Source organism: Sphingomonas sp. EC-HK361 (genome assembly GCF_902498785.1).
In the GTDB taxonomy this organism is placed as follows: domain Bacteria; phylum Pseudomonadota; class Alphaproteobacteria; order Sphingomonadales; family Sphingomonadaceae; genus Sphingomonas.
The window spans coordinates 61,591-82,909 of record NZ_LR701492.1; the positions used below are offsets into that span (position 1 = coordinate 61,591).

At 66.5% G+C, this 21,319-nt stretch carries 20 protein-coding genes; 10 read left to right on the forward strand and 10 right to left on the reverse strand.

What is annotated here, in order from left to right:
• The first annotated feature begins 365 nt into the window (after positions 1-365).
• On the forward strand, positions 366-1,118 hold the full coding sequence (locus tag BOS5A_RS00640; protein ID WP_151953296.1) for a LuxR C-terminal-related transcriptional regulator: 753 nt from the start codon (positions 366-368) through the stop codon (positions 1,116-1,118).
• A gap of 26 nt (positions 1,119-1,144) precedes the next feature.
• On the forward strand, positions 1,145-2,533 hold the full coding sequence (locus tag BOS5A_RS00645; protein ID WP_151953297.1) for a lipopolysaccharide biosynthesis protein: 1,389 nt from the start codon (positions 1,145-1,147) through the stop codon (positions 2,531-2,533).
• On the opposite strand, the gene BOS5A_RS00650 is transcribed toward BOS5A_RS00645, so the two are convergent.
• Genes BOS5A_RS00650 through BOS5A_RS00675 form a run of 6 tightly spaced genes read right to left on the reverse strand, consistent with a single transcriptional unit; the run spans position 2,523 to position 9,364 of the window.
• Entirely contained in the window at positions 2,523-3,272 is a 750-nt protein-coding gene (locus BOS5A_RS00650; RefSeq protein ID WP_151953298.1) for a 3'(2'),5'-bisphosphate nucleotidase CysQ, read from the reverse strand. The genes BOS5A_RS00645 and BOS5A_RS00650 overlap by 11 nt on opposite strands.
• Before the next feature lie 20 nt (positions 3,273-3,292).
• On the reverse strand, positions 3,293-3,547 hold the full coding sequence (locus tag BOS5A_RS00655) for a DUF2061 domain-containing protein (protein ID WP_151953299.1): 255 nt from the start codon (positions 3,545-3,547) through the stop codon (positions 3,293-3,295).
• 3 nt (positions 3,548-3,550) lie between these two features.
• A complete protein-coding gene (gene cysN, locus BOS5A_RS00660; protein WP_151953300.1) occupies positions 3,551-5,470 on the reverse strand; it encodes a sulfate adenylyltransferase subunit CysN in 1,920 nt (639 codons plus the stop codon).
• Positions 5,470-6,369, reverse strand: coding sequence for a sulfate adenylyltransferase subunit CysD (gene cysD, locus BOS5A_RS00665; RefSeq protein ID WP_151953428.1), 900 nt, complete (start codon positions 6,367-6,369; stop codon positions 5,470-5,472). Before cysD ends, cysN begins: the two co-directional genes overlap by 1 nt.
• 52 nt (positions 6,370-6,421) lie before the next feature.
• A complete protein-coding gene (locus BOS5A_RS00670; RefSeq protein ID WP_151953301.1) occupies positions 6,422-7,144 on the reverse strand; it encodes a response regulator transcription factor in 723 nt (240 codons plus the stop codon).
• Positions 7,145-9,364 (reverse strand): GumC family protein, encoded by a 2,220-nt coding sequence (locus tag BOS5A_RS00675; RefSeq protein WP_234419127.1) that lies wholly within the window; start codon positions 9,362-9,364, stop codon positions 7,145-7,147.
• A gap of 408 nt (positions 9,365-9,772) precedes the next feature.
• On the opposite strand from BOS5A_RS00675, the gene BOS5A_RS00680 reads away from it, so the two are divergent.
• On the forward strand, positions 9,773-10,405 hold the full coding sequence (locus tag BOS5A_RS00680; protein ID WP_151953303.1) for a response regulator: 633 nt from the start codon (positions 9,773-9,775) through the stop codon (positions 10,403-10,405).
• Here BOS5A_RS00680 and BOS5A_RS00685 read toward each other — a convergent pair.
• Positions 10,402-11,718 (reverse strand): O-antigen ligase family protein, encoded by a 1,317-nt coding sequence (locus BOS5A_RS00685; RefSeq protein WP_234419128.1) that lies wholly within the window; start codon positions 11,716-11,718, stop codon positions 10,402-10,404. The two genes, BOS5A_RS00680 and BOS5A_RS00685, sit on opposite strands and share 4 nt — an antisense overlap.
• Before the next feature lie 301 nt (positions 11,719-12,019).
• Here BOS5A_RS00685 and BOS5A_RS00690 point away from each other — a divergent pair, with 301 nt between their 5' ends.
• The 3 genes from BOS5A_RS00690 to BOS5A_RS00700 are packed head-to-tail and all read left to right on the forward strand — an operon-like array spanning position 12,020 to position 15,566.
• Positions 12,020-13,018, forward strand: a complete 999-nt coding sequence (locus BOS5A_RS00690) for a sulfotransferase family protein (RefSeq protein ID WP_234419129.1) — start codon at positions 12,020-12,022, stop codon at positions 13,016-13,018.
• Entirely contained in the window at positions 13,015-14,379 is a 1,365-nt protein-coding gene (locus BOS5A_RS00695; protein ID WP_234419130.1) for a pectate lyase family protein, read from the forward strand. Before BOS5A_RS00690 ends, BOS5A_RS00695 begins: the two co-directional genes overlap by 4 nt.
• Entirely contained in the window at positions 14,376-15,566 is a 1,191-nt protein-coding gene (locus BOS5A_RS00700) for a glycosyltransferase (protein ID WP_234419131.1), read from the forward strand. Before BOS5A_RS00695 ends, BOS5A_RS00700 begins: the two co-directional genes overlap by 4 nt.
• Positions 15,567-15,915: 349 nt before the next feature.
• On the opposite strand, the gene BOS5A_RS00705 is transcribed toward BOS5A_RS00700, so the two are convergent.
• Positions 15,916-16,224: a hypothetical protein gene (locus BOS5A_RS00705; RefSeq protein WP_151953305.1), complete on the reverse strand. Its 309-nt coding sequence runs from the start codon at positions 16,222-16,224 to the stop codon at positions 15,916-15,918.
• Between the two features lie 362 nt (positions 16,225-16,586).
• On the opposite strand from BOS5A_RS00705, the gene BOS5A_RS00710 reads away from it, so the two are divergent.
• Positions 16,587-16,922 (forward strand): hypothetical protein, encoded by a 336-nt coding sequence (locus BOS5A_RS00710; protein WP_151953306.1) that lies wholly within the window; start codon positions 16,587-16,589, stop codon positions 16,920-16,922.
• A 4-nt stretch (positions 16,923-16,926) separates the two neighbouring features.
• On the opposite strand, the gene BOS5A_RS00715 is transcribed toward BOS5A_RS00710, so the two are convergent.
• Positions 16,927-17,502 carry a DUF924 family protein gene (locus BOS5A_RS00715; RefSeq protein WP_151953307.1) on the reverse strand — a complete coding sequence of 192 codons (576 nt, stop codon included), beginning with the start codon at positions 17,500-17,502 and terminating at the stop codon, positions 16,927-16,929.
• Between BOS5A_RS00715 and mtaB the strand changes: the two genes are divergently transcribed.
• The 3 genes from mtaB (at position 17,501) to BOS5A_RS00730 (ending at position 20,434) form a co-directional block, all read left to right on the forward strand.
• Positions 17,501-18,781, forward strand: coding sequence for a tRNA (N(6)-L-threonylcarbamoyladenosine(37)-C(2))-methylthiotransferase MtaB (gene mtaB / locus BOS5A_RS00720; protein ID WP_151953308.1), 1,281 nt, complete (start codon positions 17,501-17,503; stop codon positions 18,779-18,781). The two genes, BOS5A_RS00715 and mtaB, sit on opposite strands and share 2 nt — an antisense overlap.
• A complete protein-coding gene (ftsY, locus tag BOS5A_RS00725; RefSeq protein ID WP_151953309.1) occupies positions 18,778-19,710 on the forward strand; it encodes a signal recognition particle-docking protein FtsY in 933 nt (310 codons plus the stop codon). The genes mtaB and ftsY overlap by 4 nt, the downstream gene beginning before the upstream one ends.
• A 112-nt stretch (positions 19,711-19,822) precedes the next feature.
• Positions 19,823-20,434, forward strand: a complete 612-nt coding sequence (locus BOS5A_RS00730; protein WP_151953310.1) for a septation protein A — start codon at positions 19,823-19,825, stop codon at positions 20,432-20,434.
• A gap of 160 nt (positions 20,435-20,594) precedes the next feature.
• Here the strand turns inward: BOS5A_RS00730 and BOS5A_RS00735 are convergent, their stop codons facing one another.
• On the reverse strand, positions 20,595-21,200 hold the full coding sequence (locus tag BOS5A_RS00735) for a superoxide dismutase (protein ID WP_151953311.1): 606 nt from the start codon (positions 21,198-21,200) through the stop codon (positions 20,595-20,597).
• Positions 21,201-21,319 lie beyond the last annotated feature (119 nt).

Genomic DNA, 21,319 nt, shown 5'->3' on the forward strand with positions numbered 1-21,319 from the left:
GACGGAATTTGTCCGAGAAATCTCATTGGATAAAAACGACTTGCAACGCGACTCGCGCGAATCACCTGATACGGAACACACGGCTCTACCTCGAAAGGCTTAGGTTCCGTTGCGGTCCTTTTCGAATCACCAATCGGTCAGCGCAACAAAATTCGCCATTTTTCTAACACTTGCGCAATTTTTCTAACCTAAATCATATATCCGAAAGTGTCGTTTGGGATAAAGTGAAAAAACTGTTACCTTCCGGTCATCAACAAGAAGAAAAAAGGCGTCGCGTCGTGCAGACCAGACAATCGTCGGTCGGCCGCCGTATGCGAAGGCTGTAGCTTTTCGCCCGGCAGGACGACCCATTCTAGGGGGTAACCATGTCCGATCCGGTCAACGTCTTTCTGTTGTGTCGCAATTCCATCGTCCGCGAAGGGCTCAGCCGCATCCTTGCCGATCGCGATTTCAACATCATTCAGTCGGCAAGTTCGTGCGAGGGCCTGACAGCGCTTGCCAGTGCCGATCCCGATGGTGTTCCGCAGCTGATCCTGCTCGATAACGCCGCCGAGGATTGCGACGCCGAATGCCTCGCCAGCCTGCAGGCGCGCTTCCCGCGATCGCATCTGGTGATGCTGTCCGACCGGTTCGATTTCCAGGTCATGCTGAAGGCGTTCCGGCTCGGCGTGCGCGCCTATATCGTCAAGGAAATCTCGTGTGAGCGCCTGGTCGGCACGCTCCAGCTTGTCGCAATGGGCGAGCGGGTGCTGCCGTCGCAGCTTGCCGACGAGCTCCAGTCGCGCCCCGGCCTTTCCAGCGCACCCGAGATCGAGAAGTCGGTCGAAACCGCCAGCCTTTCCGAACGCGAGCTGGAAATCCTGCGCTGGCTTATCATGGGCTGCCCGAACAAGGTCATCTCGCGCCGCATGGAGATCAGCGAGGCGACGGTGAAGGTTCATGTAAAGGCCGTCCTGCGCAAGCTGAGCGTGAAAAACCGGACCCAGGCCGCGATCTGGGCCGCCAATCACGGGATGCGCGGACGCTGCTATGATGTGGAGCCGGCCGCGATGAACGGCCTTCCGCATCCGGCGCACTTGCCCGGCCCGGTCGTGACAGGGCAGTTCGTCGCCGCCTGAACGCGCTCCAGCGGATCGGAAAGACCATGGCGACAGCCTTTGGCAACGCTCTTGGGGCGCAGGCACGGGCCGTGCTGCGTTCCAGGGCCGGCGGGCTGCACGTCAAGGGCACGCGGACGCGGCTGACAGCGATCGGGCATCTGCTTTCGGGCAATTTCCTGAACGCGCTCATCATGCTGGTCAGCGTCGCGATGGCGGCGCGCTCGCTCGGCCCTGCAAGCTACGGGATCATGGTGATGGTCCTGTCCTACAACCGGGTGGTCGAGCGCATCCTGCGCTTCGAATCCTGGCAGCCGCTGATCCGCTTCGCGGTGCAGGAGGAAAAGGAATCCTCGCCCGAGCGGTTGCAGCGGCTCTACGCCTACGGCCTGCTCCTCGACATGGGTGCGGCCGCACTGTCTGCGGTCGTCGCGGTATCGCTCGCGCTGCTGTTCGGCGGGATCTTCCACCTCACCTCGCTTCATGTCGAGCTGGTCGCGATCTATTCCTGCGCGACTCTCGTCAACATCGCCGGCGTGCCGACTGCGGCGCTACGCCTGTCGGGCCAGTTCAAGATGCTCGCCTATACCCAGGTCGCCGCGAACCTGCTGCGCATCGTCTTCGCCGGCTATTGCGCGCTCGGCGGCTACGGCCTGATCGGCTTCATGGTCGCGTGGACCGCGGCGCAGGCGCTGGGATCGCTCATCGTTTTCTGGGTCGGCTTCCGCGCGCTTCGACAGATGGGCATCCCGAACCCTTTCCGTGCCCGCATGCGCGGGCTGACGCGGGACTTTCCGGGCTTTTTCGGTTTCGCGTGCTCGACCAATCTCTCGCTCACCCTGCGGGTCATCACGACCGAGGCGGATTCGCTGTTCGTCGGCGCCGTTGCCGGCGCGCCCGCCGCCGCTGTCTACTACCTCGCCAAGCGCATCGCGAAGGTCGCCGCGCAGGTCGGCGCGCAGGTGCAGGCCGTCGTCTATCCCGACGTCGCGCGGATGTGGGCGAACGGCGATTTCCGCGGCTTCCGCGCCGCGACGCTGCAGGTCCAGATCGCGCTCGCCGCGGTCGGCGCCAGCATGCTGCTGGCCGCCTATCTGTTCGGCCCGCTGCTGATCCGCGTCGGCCCGGGTGAGGCGTATCAGCCGACCTATGTCCTGCTGCTGACCCAGCTGATGGCGGTGATCCTCACGCTCCACGCGGCGCCGTCGCGCTCCGCCTTGCTGGCGATGAACCGGTCGTGGCTGGTGCTGGCCCTGTCGGCGATCGGCACCGCGATGTTCGTCGGCGTCGCAGGTTATGCCGTGCCGCGCTATGGCCCGATCGGCGGCAACATCGCGCACATCGTCCTGGGCGCCTTCACCGCGATCCTGTTCGACATCTTCTGGATGCGCCGCGCGAAGCAGCGCGAGACGGAGATGGCTTCCGTCAGATCGTGACGAACGCCTGCGTCTGCGCCCGCAGCGCCTCGATGACCTGCGGCCCCAGATCGGGGCGGCAGATCAGCACATCCGGCAGCGTCGGGTCGGCGTTGTTGTAGACGAGCGGCGCGCCATCGATGCGCGAGGCGTGCAGGCCGCCAGCGAGCGCGACCGCCGCCGGCGCGCAATTGTCCCATTCATACTGGCCGCCACTGTGGAGGTAGATGTCGGCCTCCCCGCGAAGCACCGCCATCGCCTTGGCGCCGGCCGATCCCATCGGCACCATCGCCGCGCCCAGCCGCTGGGCGACGGCGACGGCATCCGGGCTCGGCCGGGTTCGGCTGACGAGCATGCGCAGCGGTGCGTCGACGGGGACGGCGGCAAGCGCCTCGCCGCCGCAGTGCACCAGCCCGAGCGCTGGCAAAGCGACAGCGCCGATCGCGGGACGACCATCGATCGCCAGCGCGACATGGACCGCCCAGTCGGCGCGACCCTCGCCATATTCGCGCGTGCCGTCGAGCGGGTCGACGATCCATACCCGCGACTGCGTCAGGCGATCTGCGCTGTCCTGCGTTTCCTCGCACAACACGCCATCATCGGGACGTAGCGCCGCGAGTCGCGCCATCAGCAGGTCGCTTGCCTGCCTGTCGCCGACCACGCCGAGTTCCTTCCCCGCAAGTCCCGATGTGCGTTGCAGATCGAGCAGCAATTCGCCCGCTTCATGGGCAAGCAGGCGCGCGATGTCCGCGTCGGTCATGGCGGGCTCCGTTCGGGGTATCATTCGGCGGGTTGCGCGATGGGATCGGCCGGCAGTTCGTGCACCGTTCCCCAGCGGACAAGCGACCAGCCGCGCTCATGGACGTAGTAGAGCGTCAGCTTGGTGAGCACCTCGGTCGATGCGATCGCCCCAGCGGCGCCGACGTTGCCGGTGAAGAACCAGCCGAGCAGAAACGTGTCGATGCTGCCAAGCGTGCGCCAGGACACGGCCTTTGCGATCGACCGGCTGTGCCGCTCGCCTCCCTGGAGGAACATGGCTCAGTCTCCGTCGAGCGCGAGAAGGTGCGTGACGACGCGCTCGGCTGCCTCTTCCGGGGGCATCGCGCAGGTATCGACGACCAGTTCCGGCGCCTCGGGCGTCTCATAGGGCGAATCGATGCCGGTGAAGTTCGCCAGCTCGCCGCGGCGGGCACGGCCGTAGAGGCCCTTCACGTCACGCGCCTCCGCCACGTCCAGCGGTGTGTCGACATGGATTTCGATGAACTCACCCGCCGGGATCATCCGGCGTACCATCTCGCGTTCGGCGCGGAAGGGGGAGATGAAGGCGGTGAGTACGATCAGCCCGGCATCGGTCATGATCTTCGCGACCTCGCCGATGCGGCGGATATTCTCCACGCGGTCGGCATCGGTGAAGCCGAGATCGCGGCTCAGCCCGTGGCGCACATTGTCCCCGTCGAGCAGGAAGCTATGCTTGCCGAGCGCCAGCAGCTTCTTCTCGACGAGGTTCGCGATCGTCGATTTGCCCGCCCCCGACAGCCCGGTGAACCACAGCACGCGCGGATGCTGCTGCTTCTGGCGCGCGTGCGCCTCTCGCGTGACGTCGATCGACTGCCAGTGGATGTTCTGCGTGCGGCGCAGCGCGAAGCGGATCATGCCGGCTCCGACCGTCTCGTTGGTCGCGCGGTCGATCAGGATGAAGCTGCCAAGGTCGATATTGTCGGCGAACGGCGCGAACGGGATCTGCCGGTCGAGCGAGATGTTGCACACGCCGATGCCGTTGAGCGGGAGCGTCTTCGCAGCTTCCTTCGCCAAAGTGTTCACATCGAGGCGGTATTTCAGGTCGGTGACCGTCGCGGTGGCGCTGCGCGCGCCCATTTTCAACAGATAAGGGCGCTGGGGCAGCATCGGCTCGGCGTTCATCCAGACGAGATCGACCTCGAACTGGTCGGCCACCTCGATCGGATGCGAAGCTGCCGCGACGACATCGCCGCGCGAACAATCCACGTCCTCGGCAAAAGCGAGAGTCACCGCCTGCCCGGTGTGCGCCACGGGCAGATCGCCGTCGAACGTCACGATCCGCGCAACCTGTGTCATCAGCCCCGATGGCGCGAGGCGGACACGGTCCCCGGGCCGCACCGTGCCCGCGGCGACCGTGCCCGACACCCCGCGAAAATCGAGGTTCGGACGATTGACCCACTGGACCTGCATCGCGAATCCGGCATCGGCGCCGCGGCGTTCGGGCAGCTCGGCATGATCGAGCGCATCGAGCAGCGTCGGGCCGGCATACCAAGGCATGGTCGTGGCGGACGCCGCGATATTGTCGCCGTCGATCGCGGCGATCGGGATGGCGGTGAACGCCTCGATCCCGATCGATGCGGCGAAATCGCCATAGTCCGCGACGATCGCGTCGAAGGTCGCCTGGTCGTAGCCGACGAGATCCATCTTGTTCACCGCAAGAATGATCTGGCGAATGCCGACGAGGTGGACGAGATAACTGTGCCGGCGCGTCTGGGTCAGCACGCCCTTGCGCGCGTCGATGAGCACGACCGCGAGATCGGCGGTCGACGCGCCGGTCACCATGTTACGGGTATACTGCTCATGGCCCGGGGTATCCGCGACGATGAACTTGCGCCGGCTGGAATTGAAGAATCGGTAGGCGACATCGATCGTGATGCCCTGCTCGCGCTCGGCCGAGAGCCCATCGACGAGCGAGGCGAAATCGAGCCGCCCGCCGCCGCCTCCGGCCTTGCGGCTGTCCTCCGCCAGCGTCGTCAGCTGGTCGTCGAGCAGCGATTTGGAATCGTAGAGCATGCGCCCGATGAGCGTCGACTTGCCGTCATCGACCGATCCGCAGGTGATGAAGCGCAGCAGCGACTGCTGATATCCGAACGGCACGACGACGCCTTCCGGCGCCGGTGTCGCGCAGGTTTCGAAGGCGGAGGAAATTGCGGTGGCCATCAGAAATACCCCTCCTGCTTCTTCTGCTCCATGCTGGCGGCCTGATCGGAATCGATCACCCGGCCCTGGCGTTCGGAGGTGCGGGTCAGCAACGTCTCGGCAACGATCGCCTCGATATCGGCCGCGTCGCTTTCGACCGCGCCGGTGAGCGGGTAGCAGCCGAGGGTGCGGAAGCGGACGCGGCGCTGCACCGGCACTTCGCCGGCGGCGAGCGGAAAGCGGGCGTCGTCGACCATCAGCAGCACGCCGTCGCGTTCGACGGTGGGGCGGACGGCGGCGAAATAGAGCGAGGGGATCTCGATCTCCTCACGCGCGATATACTGCCAGATGTCGAGCTCGGTCCAATTGCTCAAGGGGAAGACGCGCATCGATTCCCCGCGATTCTTGCGCGCGCTGTAGTGGCGCCACAGCTCGGGGCGCTGCTGTTTCGGGTCCCAGCGGTGGCTCGCGGTGCGGAACGAGAAGACGCGCTCCTTCGCGCGGCTCTTCTCCTCGTCGCGCCGTGCGCCACCGAACGCCGCGTCGAAGCCGTAAAGGTCAAGTGCCTGCTTCAGCCCCTCGGTCTTCCACATCTCGGTGTGACGCGGGCCGTGGTCGAAGGGATTGATCCCCTGCGCCAGCGCCTGCGGGTTGCGGTGGACGATCAGGTCGATATCGGGGTCGGCCGCCACCTTGTCGCGCAGCGCATACATGGCGCGGAACTTCCACGTCGTGTCGACATGGAGCAGCGGGAACGGCAGGCGGGAGGGGTAGAACGCCTTGCGCGCCAGATGCAGCATGACGGCCGAATCCTTGCCGATGCTATAGAGCATGACAGGCCGGTCCGCCTCCGCCACGACCTCGCGCATGATGTGGATCGCCTCGGCCTCCAGCGCATCGAGATGGGTGAAGGGCGGCAGGCTGCCCTGCGAGATCCACGGCGGCGCGGCACGGTGCTGGAGAGGCTGGACGTCACTGGTCATTGGCGTTCCCCTTCAGGAAATGCGCGACGATCTGCGTGCGGTTGGTGGCGCCGTTCTGTGCCATGATCGCGCGGATATGGACCTTCACCGTGCTCTCGCTGATCGCGAGGCGCTGGGCGATCGCCTTGTTCGAAAAGCCGAGTGCGAGGAGCTGGAGCACATCCTGCTGGCGCTTCGTCAGCGTGTTCAGCCGCCCCGCCTCGAACGGCGACGGCGGCTCGGCGCGCGCCGCCGTGGCCGGCTCCGGCGCGCGGGAGAGGAACTCGGTCAGCGATACCGGATAGACGCCGATGCCGTTCACCAGCAGCAGGATCGCGCTGCGCAGGCACTCGACGCTGGCGTTCGCGGTCAGCAGCCCCTGCGCGCCGGCCCGGATCGCCGCCAGCAGCTCCTCGATCTCGACATGCGGCGCGACGACGAGCGAAGCCGCATTGGGCCAGCGCCGTTCCGCCAGCGCAAGCTGGGCGCCAAGCGTGCCGCCGCCGATGCCGCCCTCCGCAATCTGGAACAGGATCAGGTCGGCGGCGATGTCGCGGTCGCACTGGGCGATCGTCGCACAGGATTCGACGATGAATTCGGACGCCGACCCAAGGCCCGCCACGGTGCACGCGCGGCTGAAGTCGCTTGGATCGACCACCAGGACGGTGATCGCCGCAGGCACGCTGCCCGTCGTCGCCGAATCCTCCCGTCGTGCCCGCGCCGCGGCGTCCACTTAGGCAGCCTCGCGGTGAAAGCCGTGGCGCACGCGGTCTCGCAGCCCCTGCGACCAGCTGCGACGCCGCGCAAAGCCGTCCGAATAATAGGAAGCGGACCCCATGTAGAACTGGACGGCATCGCCATAACCGCGCCGCGCATGCTCGGGATAATCGACCTGGTTGAACACCGCGCCAGCGACCGGCGTGTGCAGCAGCTGCATCGCGGCGCGAAGCTGCTCGACCGTGGTCTTGCCCCAGTGGACGACCATGACGGTCGAATCGGCGATCCCCGACAGCGTCGTCGCGTCGCGCACCGCCAGGATCGCCGGCGCATTGATGACCACCAGATCGAAGCGGTCGTGGAGATCGTTCAGCAGCCGCGCGACCTGCCAGCCCTGGATCAGCGACGCCGGATTGCGCACCGGTTCGCGGGTGCTCAGCACGACCGGTGCCAGCTCGGCCGCGGCATCGCCTTCCCCGGCCTTCGCCGCCGGGATCAGCTGCTGCATGTCGCCGGTGCGGGTCAGCAGCTCGACCAGATCGGGCATGCCCGACGTTCCCTGGATCGTGCGCAGGATGCTCGGTCCCGGACGCCGGAGGTCGAGATCAACGACGACCGCACTTCGCCCCATCGACACCGCCGCCGCCGCGATCGTCAGCGCGACGCTCGACTTGCCGTCGCCGGGCAGCGGCGAGGTGACGAGGACGCTCTGGCTCTCGCGGCCAGCCGCCAGGTCGCCGATCTCCGACGTGAGGGTGCGGGCGACTTCCGCGAACAGCGACTGGGGTTCGGTGACCACCGGATTGTCCTCAGTCGTCATCGGGATTTCGCGCGGCAGCAGCGGCAGCATCGCGAAGGTGCGCAAGCCGAACAGGCGGTGCAGCTGCTCCCCGCTGCGCAGCTTGTTGTCGAACATCTCGATGCAGAACACGATCAGCAGCGCGAGCATCAGCGATCCGACAAAGGCGGCAAGCGCCATCTTCTTGGGCGCCGGCGCGACCGGGATCAGCGGCGCGGTGGCGGCCGACACCATGCTGGAATTGACGCCCGTGGTTTCCAGTTCGGAGCGCACCGTCTGGGCACGCTGCGCCGTCGTCAGATACGCCTGCCGCGCGACCTCGGCGCGGCGATCGAGCACCGACAGATCGACATTGTTCGCGTTGTTGCGAAAGGTCTGCGCCGCAAGCGTGGACAGCCGCGCCTGAAGCTGTCCGGCCCGCGCTGCCGCCGCCCGTGCCTCGCCGCCGGCCAGCTGCTGCTCGCGCCCGGCATCGGTGCTGTTCTTCGTCCGCTCGGCGGAGATGACCGCTGCGCGCTCGCGATCGAGATCGGTTCGGACCTGGGTGAGTTGCGCCTCGACCCGCTGACGGTCGGGATGGTTCGCGCCGAGCGCGACCGAAAGCTGCGAACGCTCGCGCTGCAGGTCGTCATACTGGCGTTGCAGCGCATCGACGACGGGCGACGTCGCGCCGGCGACCGTGCGCATCTGCGCAGCGCTGGCGGCGCTGGCCGAACGCTGCGCGGTGGCGGCGTTCATCGCGGCGGCGGACGCTTCCTCGACCGCGATGCGGTTCATCTGCTGATAGTCCTCGGCGCTCCCCGCGCCGATCGGCATGTTGTGGGCGCGGCGGAATTCGGCGACGGCGCGCTCGGCCTTCTCGACCTCGCCGCCCAGCCGCGCGCTTTCCGAAGCGAGCGCGCGGGTCACGCCGTCGCGCCACGTCTGGCGGCGGTTGGAGCGCAGCTTCTGCAGGCTCTCGACATAGCGGTTGGCGACGCGCGCGGCGAGCTGCGGCGTGCCCTCGCGCACGACGATGTCGATGAAATCGGAATCGTTCGCGCTGACGACCCGCGTCTGGGCCATCAACTGCATCGTCGCCTGCTGCGCGGTCATCGGCGTGCCCGCGGTGAAGGTCGCATTATGCTCGAGATCGAGGTCCTTCACGACCTGTTCGGCCAGCGCCTGCGATCGGTAGATGCGCGCTTCGTTGGCGACGCGCTGCTGGTTGCGCGCGGCATCCGCCTGGTTCGATCCGTTGGCGTCATTCAGCTCGACCTGGACGGTCGCGGTCGCTTCATACTGGTCGGGCAGACGCAGCTGGATGAAGGTGACGACCGCGACGCACACCGTCACGATCCCGAGCACCATCGGCAGATGGCGCCTGAGCAGGAACCAGATCTGGCGCGCCGACATGCGCTGCATCTCGAACGAAAGATCGCGCGGGGATTCGGCCATCGCGCCGCGATAATTTCCGTCGATCAGGGCTAGTTGTGCTGGCGCCATGACAGTCCCTCGGGATTAGGCGGAAGCGCGCAGGTTGAATCCCCCCTCCACGGACTTCCGACGTTGCAAGGGAGTGTGCGGCGACCCGCGCTGCGGTGCAAAAGCGCATCGGAGCGGGGGCTTGCGCATACGGGCTAAGACTTCGGCATATCCGCCGCGCAGGCGCCGAACACCGCACACCGCCGAAAGCATGACGCCCCGCGGTACCCGGAATTGCCGTTCTGATGGCGCGTCGCCCATGGCAAAGGATCGCGCCTAGGAAGGGCCGATGTCAGACCTATTCGGAAGCGACGGACGAGGATTCCGCGCGTGCGGCGCGGGTTGTGCGCACGCCGGCCGTATGCGCGATCGGCGACGCCCGTGACCGCGCGGCGAGTCATCCTGGCCGACGACCACCCGTTCCTGCTGCGCGGGCTCGCTGACCTGGTATCGGTCGAACCGGGCTTTCAGGTCGTCGGCATGGCGAGCACCGGGCGGCAGGCGCTGGCGCTGGTCGAGCGACTGAAACCCGACATCGCCGTTTTCGATCTAGCGATGCACGATCTCGACGGCCTGGCCGTGCTTCGCCGTATCAGTCAGGCCAACCTGTCGACGCGGGTCGTCCTTTTGGCCGCGACGATCACGCCCGCGCAGAAATCGCGAGCGCTGGCGCTCGGCGCGTGGGGCGTCGTGCCGAAGGACGATGCGCCGGGAACGCTCATTGCATGCCTGTGCACGGTCGCGGCGGGGGAGCGCTGGCAGCACGAGGAACCCCGGGAAACAATCGATCCGATACCGCCGCCAGCCGCGCGCCGCGTCGCACGGCTGACCCCGCGCGAGCGCGAGATTGCCGATCTGGTTTCGCGCGGCCTGTCGAACCGCGCCATCGCGGCGCAGGTGGGAACGGCGGAGGGAACGGTGAAAATTCACCTCCACAATATCTTCCGCAAGATGAAGGTCGCGAACCGCACCGCGCTCGCCGCGCTGAAATTCGAGAATGGCGACAGGGTCTAGGCCGCGACCGGATCGGGCGGGATCGGGTCCTGCACCCCGCGCGCAGGCTCGGGCCGGACATAGATGACGCTCAGCGCGACCATCACCGGCATCACCCACATGCGCGAATACATGTGCGGGTAGGACGCGGTGTAGATAAGGAAAACGGCCACCACCGCGCAGGCCATCGCCCCTCCCGGCCGACTTCGCTTCAACCCCGCGATCGCCATGATGACCAGGAGGACGAGCATCGTCATCAGCCCGACAAAGGCGACCGCGCCGCCCTCGTTCCAGATCAGCAGATACAGGTCGTGCACCGGATTGTCGTATTGGCTGAGTTCCCGGTAACGATCGACCCCCATGCCGATCACGGTCGTGTTTTCCGCAAAGGTCCACGCCTCCGCGATCAGTTCCGACCGGTTCACGAACGTGCCGGCCTGGTTGATGTCGCCGCTTTCGACCGCGCTGCCGACGCGGGTCTGGAACGCCTTCGGCAACGGCGCACCACTCGCCACGAACAGCCCGAGCGCGACCGCCATGACAAGACCGAGGCGTACGACATGGCGGAAACCCAGCACCGTCAGCGTAAGGCCGATCGCGACGATACAGGCGAAGAAGCCGGTGAACGATGCGCTGAGCATCAACCCCCACAGCAGAATGACGGCGCAGACTAGGCCCAGCAGCCGTGGCATGGCCTTTATGTTCAACGTGTAGATCAGCATCGGCAGCGAAAAGGCGACGACCGCGCCGTTGGGATTGGGTTGGCCGGCCATCGCACCCAGCCGGTCGTTGCCCGTGATGAACCCGTCGCCGAGCAGCCCGATCGTATCGTGGTAGGTGAAGACGAAGGTCGTCGCGATCCCGATCGCTTCCGACAAGGTGGTGCCAAGCACGAAGAGCATGGGCAGGATTCGGGTCAGCCGCCGCTCCTGCTGCATCAGAAGGAGCGGGATAAAGAGGTAGGCGACGGTATACTGGCTCGCCACATTGGCCCAGCGCAGCGGATCGCCATTGATGATCGAGCTGACGAACAGCCCGCCGAGCATCATCGCCAGCCCGGCGATCCAGTAAGGCGTCAGCGGACCGAAGGGCATCAGGTTCAGCCGTCCCTGCACCGCGACGATGCCAAGGCAGGCAAAGAAGGCGATGTCGGAAAAGGTCAGATTGATTTGCCCGACGCGCAGCAGACTCCATCCGCTGAAGAACACCGCAAAGAACAGGCACGACTTCGCGATCCTGCCCCAGGCGACGGCGTGCTCGTCCATCGCGACGCGCAGGCTGGGCGCGGTGGCGCGCCAGCCGGGCTGCACGGGTTCGATGACATCGCTGGTCACGCAGTGGTCCCCGCACGATTTCTGGGTGACGCCGGCCGACCGACTGGCGCCGCGCTGACCCTGCGCGCGGACGGACCAGACCGCAAACGGCCTTCGGGAGAGTGCGGTCAGTCATGCTGGCTACGCCTTTCCGACAGGGATTACCTCTTTCGGTCAGGATCATCGACGTTGCGGGGTTTGCGGTGCCGTCGGGCTAGCCCGGCCTACCCGTAATGGTGCGACCGCCATCCCGCTGATCGATTGAAGACGCGGCGCACCGACCGGATAACCGTGATCTTCAGGCAGCGTTGGGGTGTCCTTCGTGCGTTCAGTTCTCTCGCCGCTCCGCGACCCGGAACCCGCGATCGATCCGTCTCGCGAACCGAACGCGCACGCGACGCCAGCAAGGGTGAAGGTCCTCTACATAGCGGGCTATGGGCGCAGCGGCACGACCCTGCTCGATATCGCACTCGGCGAGCATCCGGCCGTCATGGGCGGCGGCGAGATCGCGACGCTCGCGCGCCATGTCTGGGCGAATGACGAATATTGCGCATGCGGCGCATCGGTGCGTGCCTGCCCGGTGTGGCGCGAGATCGTCACCGACTGGCGCGCCGGCGAGCCGCCAACGCTGATCGACGACTATCGCCGCGCGCAGGAGCGGACGGAGACGATCCTCGGGCTTGGCCGCATCGCGGAGCGCTGGCGCGGCGACGCCCATGCCGCGCGCACCGTCAAGCTGCTGCGCGCCGTCGTTGCACGATCCGCGCGACCCGTCGTCGTCGATTCCTCGAAGCTGCCGGGGCGCGCCCTTGCGCTCGCGGCGATGGAGGGGATCGAGCTGTTCGTCGTCCATGTCGTCCGCGATCCGCGCGGTGTCGCGTGGTCGCTGAACAAGGCGATCAAGCGGCAGGTCGACAAGGGCGTCCAGCGCGAGCTTCGCCCGAAGCCCCTCGCCTACACCGCGCTGCGCTGGTCGATCGTCAACCTGGCGACCGAATGGCTATGCCGCCGTGTCGGGCCGGGCCGCCATGTGCGGGTGCGCTACGAGGAATTCGTCGCCGATCCGCCCGCCACTCTCGCGCGCATCCTGACGCTCGTCGGAGAGCGCCCGGTGCCAAGCGTGCTCGGCGCGCCGATGGTCCCGCAGCATCAGGTCGCCGGCAGCCGCCACCGGATGCAGAGCGCGATCACGATTGCCAGCGATGAACGCTGGAAGACCGCGATGCCGCGGTTGCGGCGTTGGTGGGTCACCCTACTGACCGCACCGCTTCTCCGACGCTACGGCTACGCGCTGGGCGTGCCCGCCGAGGACGAATCGTGACACCGCTACGCGCCCTGCTGATCGCCGCCAGCTTTGCCATCGCGATCGGCAGCGCAGGATGCTCGCGCGCTAAAAGCGCCGCCGCCGCGCCGCCGCCTGCACCGCAGCCGGTTGCGGGGAAACCGGCGTTCGGCGGTGCCATCGGTTACGGCGCGGCCGCCGCCGGAGGACGCGGCGGGCGCGTCATCGCGGTGACGACGCTCGCCGATGGCGTGGCCGGAAGCTTCCGTGCGTGCGTGGAGGCGTCGGGCCCGCGCACCTGCGTCTTCCGTGTCGCCGGGGTGATCCGCTTTGCCGACAAGCCGCCGGTCATCCGCAATCCCTTCCTCACGATCGCGGGACAGACCGCGCCGGGCGGCGGCGTGACGATCGCGCATTCGGGCGGCCCGCTCGGCCGCACGCCGATCCTCGTCAAGGACACCCACGATATCGTCATCCGCTTCATCCGCGTCCGCAACGACCGTATCGGCGGCAGCCGCGGGTCGGAAGACAGTTTCACGATCGAGAACAGCGACAATGTCATCCTCGATCATGTGAGCGCGAGCTGGGCACGTGACGAACTCATCAACGGCTATGGCGACAACGACCGAATCACCGTCAGCAACTCGATCTTCGCGCAAGGCATTCCGCGACATGACAAATGCGCGCTGCTGGCGAGCGACCCGAAGGGGCCGCAGCGCTTCAGCTTCGTCGGCAACATTTGCGCGCACAATGGCGACCGCAATCCGGAGCTCGATTTCACGCCCAAATCGTGCGTCGAGATCGTCAACAACGTCTTCTACAACGCCCAGTCGGAATTCGCCGAAATCTGGGAGAAGTTCGGCGGCGTCCCCGTCGCGTTGATCGGCAACAGCTTCATCGCCGGCCCCAATACCGCCGCGCACGCGATCGGTATCGCGCGCAACGCGCCAGGATCGACCGGGCGGGCACGGGTTTACCTTTGGGACAATGATTTCGACGGCGGCTTCGTCCCGATGTCGCCGACGCTGGCCGAGGTGACAGAATCCGCGCCGCCCTGCCCCGGCACGGTGAAGGCGCAGCCGGCGCAGGCAGCCTATGAGTCGGTTCTCGCGACCGCCGGCGCGTTCCCGCGAGACGCCTTCGACGCGAAGATCGTCGCCAACATCAGGAAGCGCGGCGGCCGGATCGTCCACCAGCCGGGCGAGATTCCGGCGATCGCACCCGGCACGCCCTATCCCGATACCGACGAGGACGGGATGGACGACCGCTGGGAAGCGGCGCACGGCGCGGACCCGCGCCGCTTCGATGCCTGGGCGACCGATGGGCGCGGCGTCACCCATCTCGATGCCTTCCTCGACGATATGGCGCGTCGCGCGATGCGACCTGCCGATCCGGTGTGAACGCGCTCACCTCCCCGATCCGCGCGGCACCGCCTGCGACCGAAGCCAGCGAACCCGTGCGCATCTGCTTCCCCTTTTCGGGCGACGCGGTCGGGGGAAGCCACGTCTCGGTCCTGGGGCTGGTCGGCCAGCTCGATCCAGCACACTACCGTGCGCTCATCGTTCCAGAGCTTGCCGATGGCAACATCGCACGCCTGTTCGCAGGGCATGAAATGCTGCCCGATCCGGTCGCCCGCCCGCGCCGCTTCGTGCCGGGTCACGCACTCGGTCTCGCAAAGTTCGTCGGCACGCTTGCCGGAGTGCCGGAACGGATGCGCTTCCTGCGGCGTCATCGGATCGCGATCGTGCATCTGAACGATGGGCGCACGAGCGCGAACTGGGCGCTCGCGGCGCGGCTGGCCAGCGCGCGCATCGTCTGGCACCACCGGGGCGACCCCGGCGCACTGGGACTCCGCATCGCCGCCCCCCTCCTTGCCGACCGGGTGTTGACCGTGTCGTCCTTCGCCCTGCCGCGCAAAGGCCTGTGGTCCGCCGCACGCAAGGCGCAGGTCGTCCACAGCCCCTTCGATACCGACATCGCGGTCGATCGCGATGCGGCGCGGGCCACGCTCGTCCGCGAGCTCGGCGTGTCGCCGGACACGGTAATCCTGGGCTATTTCGGCGCGTTCGTGCCGCGCAAGCGCCCGCTGCTCTTCGCCGACATGATGGCGCGACTGCGAACGCTGACCGGTCGCCCGGTGATCGGGCTGATGTTCGGGGAAGCGCGCGTGCCCGAAATGGCAGCCGCGCTCGACCGGCGCATCGCGGAGAACAATGCAGCGGATATCGTCCGCCTGATGGGATACCGCACCCCGGGCGCGTTCTGGATCGCGGCGTGCGACCAGCTTGTCGTGCCGTCGATCGGCGAGCCGTTCGGACGGACGCTGATCGAGGCGATGGTGGTGGGCACCCCCGTGATCGCGACCGCCTCTGGTGGCAACATCGAGGCGCTGGACGGCGGCTACGGCGTGCTCGTTGCGGCGGACGATGCCGATGCGCTCGCGCAAGGTTGCGCAGACCTGATCGCGGATCCCGCATCCGCTGCGCGACTTGCCGCCCGCGCGCGCGGCGCGGCACGCGCCCGCTTCAGCGCCAGACGCCACCATGACCAAGTGACCGCGGTGTATGCCGAACTTCTCCGGGGATGAGGATCAGTGACGCAGACAAAATAGGACCCGACGACAAAGGGGGGATGGTCGCCGGGTCCGTTGTGAAGCCGATGCTTCGGCCGTGTGCGATAAGCTGGGTGGGGTTTATCGCAGGTCCGATTACACGCTCATGCCCGTCCTGTGGCAACGGGGCATTTGGGTAATGGCCTTGCGGCTTCATCCTAAAGACTGACCGTGTTTTCCGATCGACCGGCTTATTACTTGGTCACGCTCGAAAGCGCTTCGCCAATACTTCGACGCCTAAGCAATGCCGCTACACGCTTCACCATGAAGGCCCGGCCTGCAAAGCGCCGGCCGGGCCTTCAATCAGGAATCACCCATCGGCGCCTTAGCGCGGGATGCGCGAACCGGTCGTCGTCGTGGTGCGCTCACCGCCAGTACGGCCGGTGTCGGCACCGCGCTTCGAGCCCGAATCCAGGCCACGGTTGGTGTTGCTGTCGAGACCGCGGTTCACGCCGCTGTCCAGACCGCGGTTGACCCCGCTGTCGAGACCGCGCGAAACGCCCGAGTCCAGGCCGCGCGACATGCCGCTATCCGTGCCCGCATGGCCACGGTCCTGAGCGCTTGCCGGGGCAGTCGCCGCAACCGCCATGCCCAGAGCGACCATGCTGGCGGTCTTGATAAGTGCGAACTTCATGGAATTTCCTTTGCCTTGACGTTTCCTCAACGCCCCTCAAAACTTTACTACTTATGCAAGGGGCGCAGCGGTGTTTCGTCCCTATTCGACAATATTGGACAGGGGGTGTCCGCCGTTTTGTGTTTTAAATGCGGTGAAGTGATTTTTTGTAAGTAAGTTCACGTCAAGTAGAACGCTTTCATGGTCAAGTTGTTAATATTGGATATACGTCGTTAGGACTATATCGGGCGCGGAATATCGTGTTCGACGCTTCGATCGCTGCTCCCTACCGGAACGACGCGCGGTGATCCGACCGGTTGCACCTCAGCGTCCGGCCCTTCAGGATGGCCGCGCGTTCCTCGCGTCGCCCAAGGAGATTCACGATGCCCATCCGTTACTCGTTCGCCCTCACCGCTCTCGCCCTGATGGCATCGGGATGCGGCCAGTCGGGCCGGGACGGCGGCAATGGCGCGGCCGTGTCGAACACCGCCGCGACCGGCTACCTCGCCAAGGTCGCCGCACTCCCGCCCGGTCAGGTCCGCGGCGTCCTGTTCCGCGCGATCGCCGATGCGAACGGCGACTGCCAGGCGATCAGCGACATGAAGCGCGCGCCCGACAAGGACGGCCGCGCGCGCTGGGGCGTTCGCTGCACCAACGGCAAGGAATGGAATGTCAGCATCGGCGACGACGGCGTCGCACAGGTCGGCAGCCAGAACTGATCGCTCACCAGCCGGCGTCGGGGCGGGCGAGATAGGCGTCCTCTTCGGGTGTCGATCGACGCCCGAGCGCCGCGTTGCGCGAGGGGAAGCGGCCATAAGTGTCGATGACGGCGGCATGATCGCGCGCGAAGGTCATGATCTTCTCGTCGCCCAGCGCCCCGAATTTCTCCAAGCTCAGCCGCTGAAGCATCCTGTCCTCGGCGTGCATCAGCGGCATGTAGAGGAACTGGAGACGCTCGGCCGCCATGCCCGCGTCCCAGCCCTTCTCGATCGCGCGCAGCGTCAGCATCGTCGCCAGATCGTCCGCCTCGAACGCGCGCGCGGTGCCGCGGTGGATGTTGCGCGAGAACTGATCGAGCACGACGATCGCGGCGAGGAGCGTCTCGGGATCGTCGCCCCATCCCGCCGCGTCGCTGGCATAGACGCGGTTGCGTAACGGGCCGAAGCGCGCGGTGATCCCCCGATCAAGCGCCTCGTCCTTTGCGAAATGCTGCTCCGCGGGCAGGCCGAACCAGAAGGCGAGCACGGCACGCGCACATTCATGGACTTCGCTGGGCGGCATCTCTAGATCGTCGGCCATGTCGATTGCTCCCGGTCCCGAGGTGATTTCCCTCGGCTGCCGTCTCAACATCGCCGAAAGCGAAACGATCCGCGGGCTCCTCGGCGACCGCGATGTCGTTGTCGTGAACAGCTGCGCGGTGACCGCGGAAGCGGTGAAACAGACGCGCCAGGCGATCCGCCGCGCCCGCCGCGCGCGGCCTTCTGTGCGCCTGGTGGTGACCGGCTGCGCGGCAACGATCGATGCGCCCGCCTTCATCGCAATGGGCGAAGTCGATGCGGTGGTCGACAACGCCGCCAAGCTGATGCCGGCAAGCTGGCAGGCGCGCGGCGCGACACCGATCGCGGCCAGCACCGATCACGCCCGCGCGTTCGTCGCGGTGCAGACCGGATGCGACCACGCCTGCACCTTCTGCACTATCCCCGCCGGACGCGGCGCCAGCCGGTCCGAACCGGCGGGCAGCGTCATCGACCGGATTGCGGCACTCGTCGATACGGGCAAGCGCGAGGTCGTGCTGACCGGGGTCGACATGACGAGCTACGGCCACGATCTGCCCGGCGCGCCGACGCTCGGCTCGCTGGTCGAGCGCATCCTGCGTCATGTCCCCGCGCTCGAACGGCTGCGGCTGTCCTCGATCGATTCGATCGAGATCGATGACCGCCTGTTCGTTCTCGTCACGCAGGAGGCGCGGGTGATGCCGCATCTTCATCTGTCGCTCCAGGCGGGTGATGACCTGATCCTGAAGCGGATGCGTCGCCGCCATTTGCGCGCGGATGCCGTCCGCATCGTCGAACGGCTCAAGACCGCACGACCCGAGATCGCGATCGGCGCGGACCTGATCGCCGGCTTCCCGACCGAGGACGCGCGCGCATTCGCCAATACTCTGGCGTTGATCGACGATTGCGACATCGTCCACGGCCACATCTTCCCCTATTCGCCGCGCCCCGGCACCCCCGCCGCACGGATGCCGCAGGTCGACCGCGAGACAATCCGATCGCGCGCCGCGCAGCTGCGGACGGCGGCTGGGGCGAGCAAGGCTGCTTGGTTGAAGAGACTTATCGGCACGACGCAATGGGTCCTGATCGAAAAGCCAGGCGACCGCGGCCACACACCCGCTTTCGCCGAAGTGCGCCTTCTTCTCTCCGTTCGCCCTGAGCCTGTCGAAGGGCCGTCCTTTCTTGCGACCGCAGACAGGAAGAACGGGGCTTCGACAGGCTCAGTCCGAACGGGGATCGGATGTGTCGTTCCAGTCCGCATCACCGCCGCCACTGACACCCACCTCATCGGAACCCTTGCATGAGCACGACACCAAGCTGGCACGACAAGCTTCTCGGCGGGTTTCGCCGCACGTCGGACAGGCTCGTCGGCAATCTCGCCGGGCTCGGCACCGCGCGGCTCGACGATGCGACGCTCGACGACATCGAGGAGGCGCTGATCGCGTCCGATCTCGGCCCCGACACCGCGGGCAAGATCCGCACGCGGCTCGCCGGTGGCAGTTTCGAGCGTAACATGGAGGAACTCGGCATCCGCCTCGTCGTCGCCGAGGAGGTTGAAAAGACACTCGCCAGGGTCGCGACGCCGCTCGAGGTGACCGCCTTCCCCCGCCCGCAGGTGATCCTCGTCATCGGTGTCAACGGCAGCGGCAAGACGACGACGATCGCCAAGCTCGCGCATCTGCTCATGGAGCAGGATTACGGGGTGATGCTCGCCGCGGGCGACACCTTCCGCGCCGCCGCGATCGGGCAACTACGCACCTGGGCGGAGCGCGTCGGCGTGCCGATCGTCACCGGCCCCGAGGGCGGCGACGCCGCAGGCGTAGTGTGGGACGCGGTGAAGAAGGCGACCGAAACCGGCATCGACGTGCTGATCGTCGACACCGCGGGGCGCCTCCAGAACAAGCGCGAGCTGATGGACGAGCTCGCCAAGGTCCGCCGCGTCCTCGGCCGGATCAATCCGGAAAGCCCGCACGACGTCGTCCTCGTCCTCGACGCGACGACCGGCCAGAACGCGCTCAACCAGATCGAGGTCTTCAGGGAAGTCGCCGGCGTCACCGGGCTCGTGATGACCAAGCTGGACGGCACAGCGCGCGGCGGCGTGCTGGTCGCGGCCGCGGAGAAATACGGACTGCCGATCCACGCGATCGGGGTCGGTGAGGGAATGACCGATCTGCGGCCGTTCGATGCCAATGAAGTGAGCCGGATCATTGCTGGGGTGGACAGCGCGCGATGACTGTTCCTCAGCTCCTATCTTCTACCCCGGCGAAGGCCGGGGCCCAGCATCGATCCGCTCGCAACTGGGCCCCGGCCTTCGCCGGGGTGGTTACATTGCGGAAGCGAAGCGCATGACAACGAAACCCTCCCCCGGCCTCCGCCTCGCGCTCGATTACGGCCCGCTGCTCGTTTTCTTCGCGCTCAATTTCCTCGCGCCCGGCGAAGCGATCGCGCGGATCATCGTGGCGACGATCGGCTTCATGATCGCGATGGTCGCGGCGCTCATCCTGTCCTGGGTGAAGACGCGGCACATCTCGCCGATGCTGTGGATTACGGGCGTGCTGGTCGTCGTGTTCGGCGGGCTGACCGTGTATTTCCACGACGATCGCTTCATCAAGATGAAGCCGACCTTCGTCTACGCGATCTTCGCCGCGGTCCTTGGCTTCGGGCTGGCGACCGGGCGGCCGCTGCTCCAGTCGCTGCTGGAAACCGCCTATCCGGGCCTGAACGCCGAAGGCTGGCGCAAGCTGACGCGCAACTGGGCGGTCTTTTTCGTGGGCATGGCGGTGCTGAACGAAGCCGTCTGGCGCAACGTCTCGACCGATTTCTGGGTGGGCTTCAAGCTGTGGGGCGCAATCCCGCTGACGCTGATCTTCGCCATCGCAAACGTGCCGATGCTGATGAAGCACGGGCTGATGCTGGAGAAAGGCGAGGCGGTCGCGGAGGAACTGCCGCCGGAATAAGCGAAAAGGCCGCCCCGGTTGAGGCGGCCGTTTCGTTCGTCATCCGGCTTCTTTTGTCATCCCGGCGCAGGCCGGGATCCATGTCTTTCTCGGGTGGCAAATCCGCCAGACATGGACCCCAGCCTTCGCTGGGGTGACGACTAACGCTGTGGCGCGCGTGTCACGCCCCCTCGAACCGCTTCCCCGCCTCGTCCCAGTTCACGATATCCCACCATGCCTTCAGATAGCCCGGCCGGTCATTCTTGTAGGTGAGGTAATAGGCGTGCTCCCACACGTCGTTGCCCAGGATCGGCGTGCCCTTGTCCTTGGCGTCGTCCATCAGCGGATTGTCCTGGTTCGGCGTCGACGTCACCTTCAGCGCGCCGCCTGAATCCTTGATGACCCACGCCCAGCCCGAGCCGAACTGCCCCGCACCCTTGGTGTTGAAGTCCTCCTTCAACTTGTCGAGTCCGCCATAGGCATCGATCGCGTCCTTGAGCGCGCCCGATGGCTGGGTCGAACCCTTCGGTGCCATGATCTTCCAGAAGAAATCATGGTTCCAGTATCCGCCGCCATTGTTGCGAACGAGCGGCGGCTGCGACGAGATCATGCCGAGGATGTCCTCGATCGACTTGCCCTCCAGCTTCGGATCGGCCGCGACGCCCTCGTTCAGCTTGTCGGTATAGGCCTTGTGGTGCTTGTCGTGGTGAAACGTCATCGTCTCCTTCGAGATGACCGGCTCCAGCGCGTCATAGTCATAGGGCAGCGGGGGGAGTTCGAACGCCATCGCAGCTTCTCCTGTTTGGATTTTCGGGTCGCGAGGGGAAACGCGACGCAACCCAAATGGCTCCCGCGAACTCGTTACGCAACCGGTCTTGTCTGCATGTCGCGCCGAGTAAAACCCGT

Excerpts from the sequence above, each read along its gene's own strand:
- BOS5A_RS00640 (WP_151953296.1), top strand. The coding sequence starts at position 366 with ATGTCCGATCCGGTCAACGTCTTTCTGTTGTGTCGCAATTCCATCGTC.
- BOS5A_RS00645 (WP_151953297.1), top strand. The coding sequence starts at position 1,145 with ATGGCGACAGCCTTTGGCAACGCTCTTGGGGCGCAGGCACGGGCCGTG.
- BOS5A_RS00650 (WP_151953298.1), bottom strand. The coding sequence starts at position 3,272 with ATGACCGACGCGGACATCGCGCGCCTGCTTGCCCATGAAGCGGGCGAA.
- BOS5A_RS00655 (WP_151953299.1), bottom strand. The coding sequence starts at position 3,547 with ATGTTCCTCCAGGGAGGCGAGCGGCACAGCCGGTCGATCGCAAAGGCC.
- cysN (WP_151953300.1), bottom strand. The coding sequence starts at position 5,470 with ATGGCCACCGCAATTTCCTCCGCCTTCGAAACCTGCGCGACACCGGCG.
- BOS5A_RS00675 (WP_234419127.1), bottom strand. The coding sequence starts at position 9,364 with ATGGCCGAATCCCCGCGCGATCTTTCGTTCGAGATGCAGCGCATGTCG.
- BOS5A_RS00705 (WP_151953305.1), bottom strand. The coding sequence starts at position 16,224 with ATGAAGTTCGCACTTATCAAGACCGCCAGCATGGTCGCTCTGGGCATG.
- BOS5A_RS00710 (WP_151953306.1), top strand. The coding sequence starts at position 16,587 with ATGCCCATCCGTTACTCGTTCGCCCTCACCGCTCTCGCCCTGATGGCA.
- mtaB (WP_151953308.1), top strand. The coding sequence starts at position 17,501 with ATGTCGATTGCTCCCGGTCCCGAGGTGATTTCCCTCGGCTGCCGTCTC.
- BOS5A_RS00715 (WP_151953307.1), bottom strand. The coding sequence starts at position 17,502 with ATGGCCGACGATCTAGAGATGCCGCCCAGCGAAGTCCATGAATGTGCG.
- ftsY (WP_151953309.1), top strand. The coding sequence starts at position 18,778 with ATGAGCACGACACCAAGCTGGCACGACAAGCTTCTCGGCGGGTTTCGC.
- BOS5A_RS00730 (WP_151953310.1), top strand. The coding sequence starts at position 19,823 with ATGACAACGAAACCCTCCCCCGGCCTCCGCCTCGCGCTCGATTACGGC.
- BOS5A_RS00735 (WP_151953311.1), bottom strand. The coding sequence starts at position 21,200 with ATGGCGTTCGAACTCCCCCCGCTGCCCTATGACTATGACGCGCTGGAG.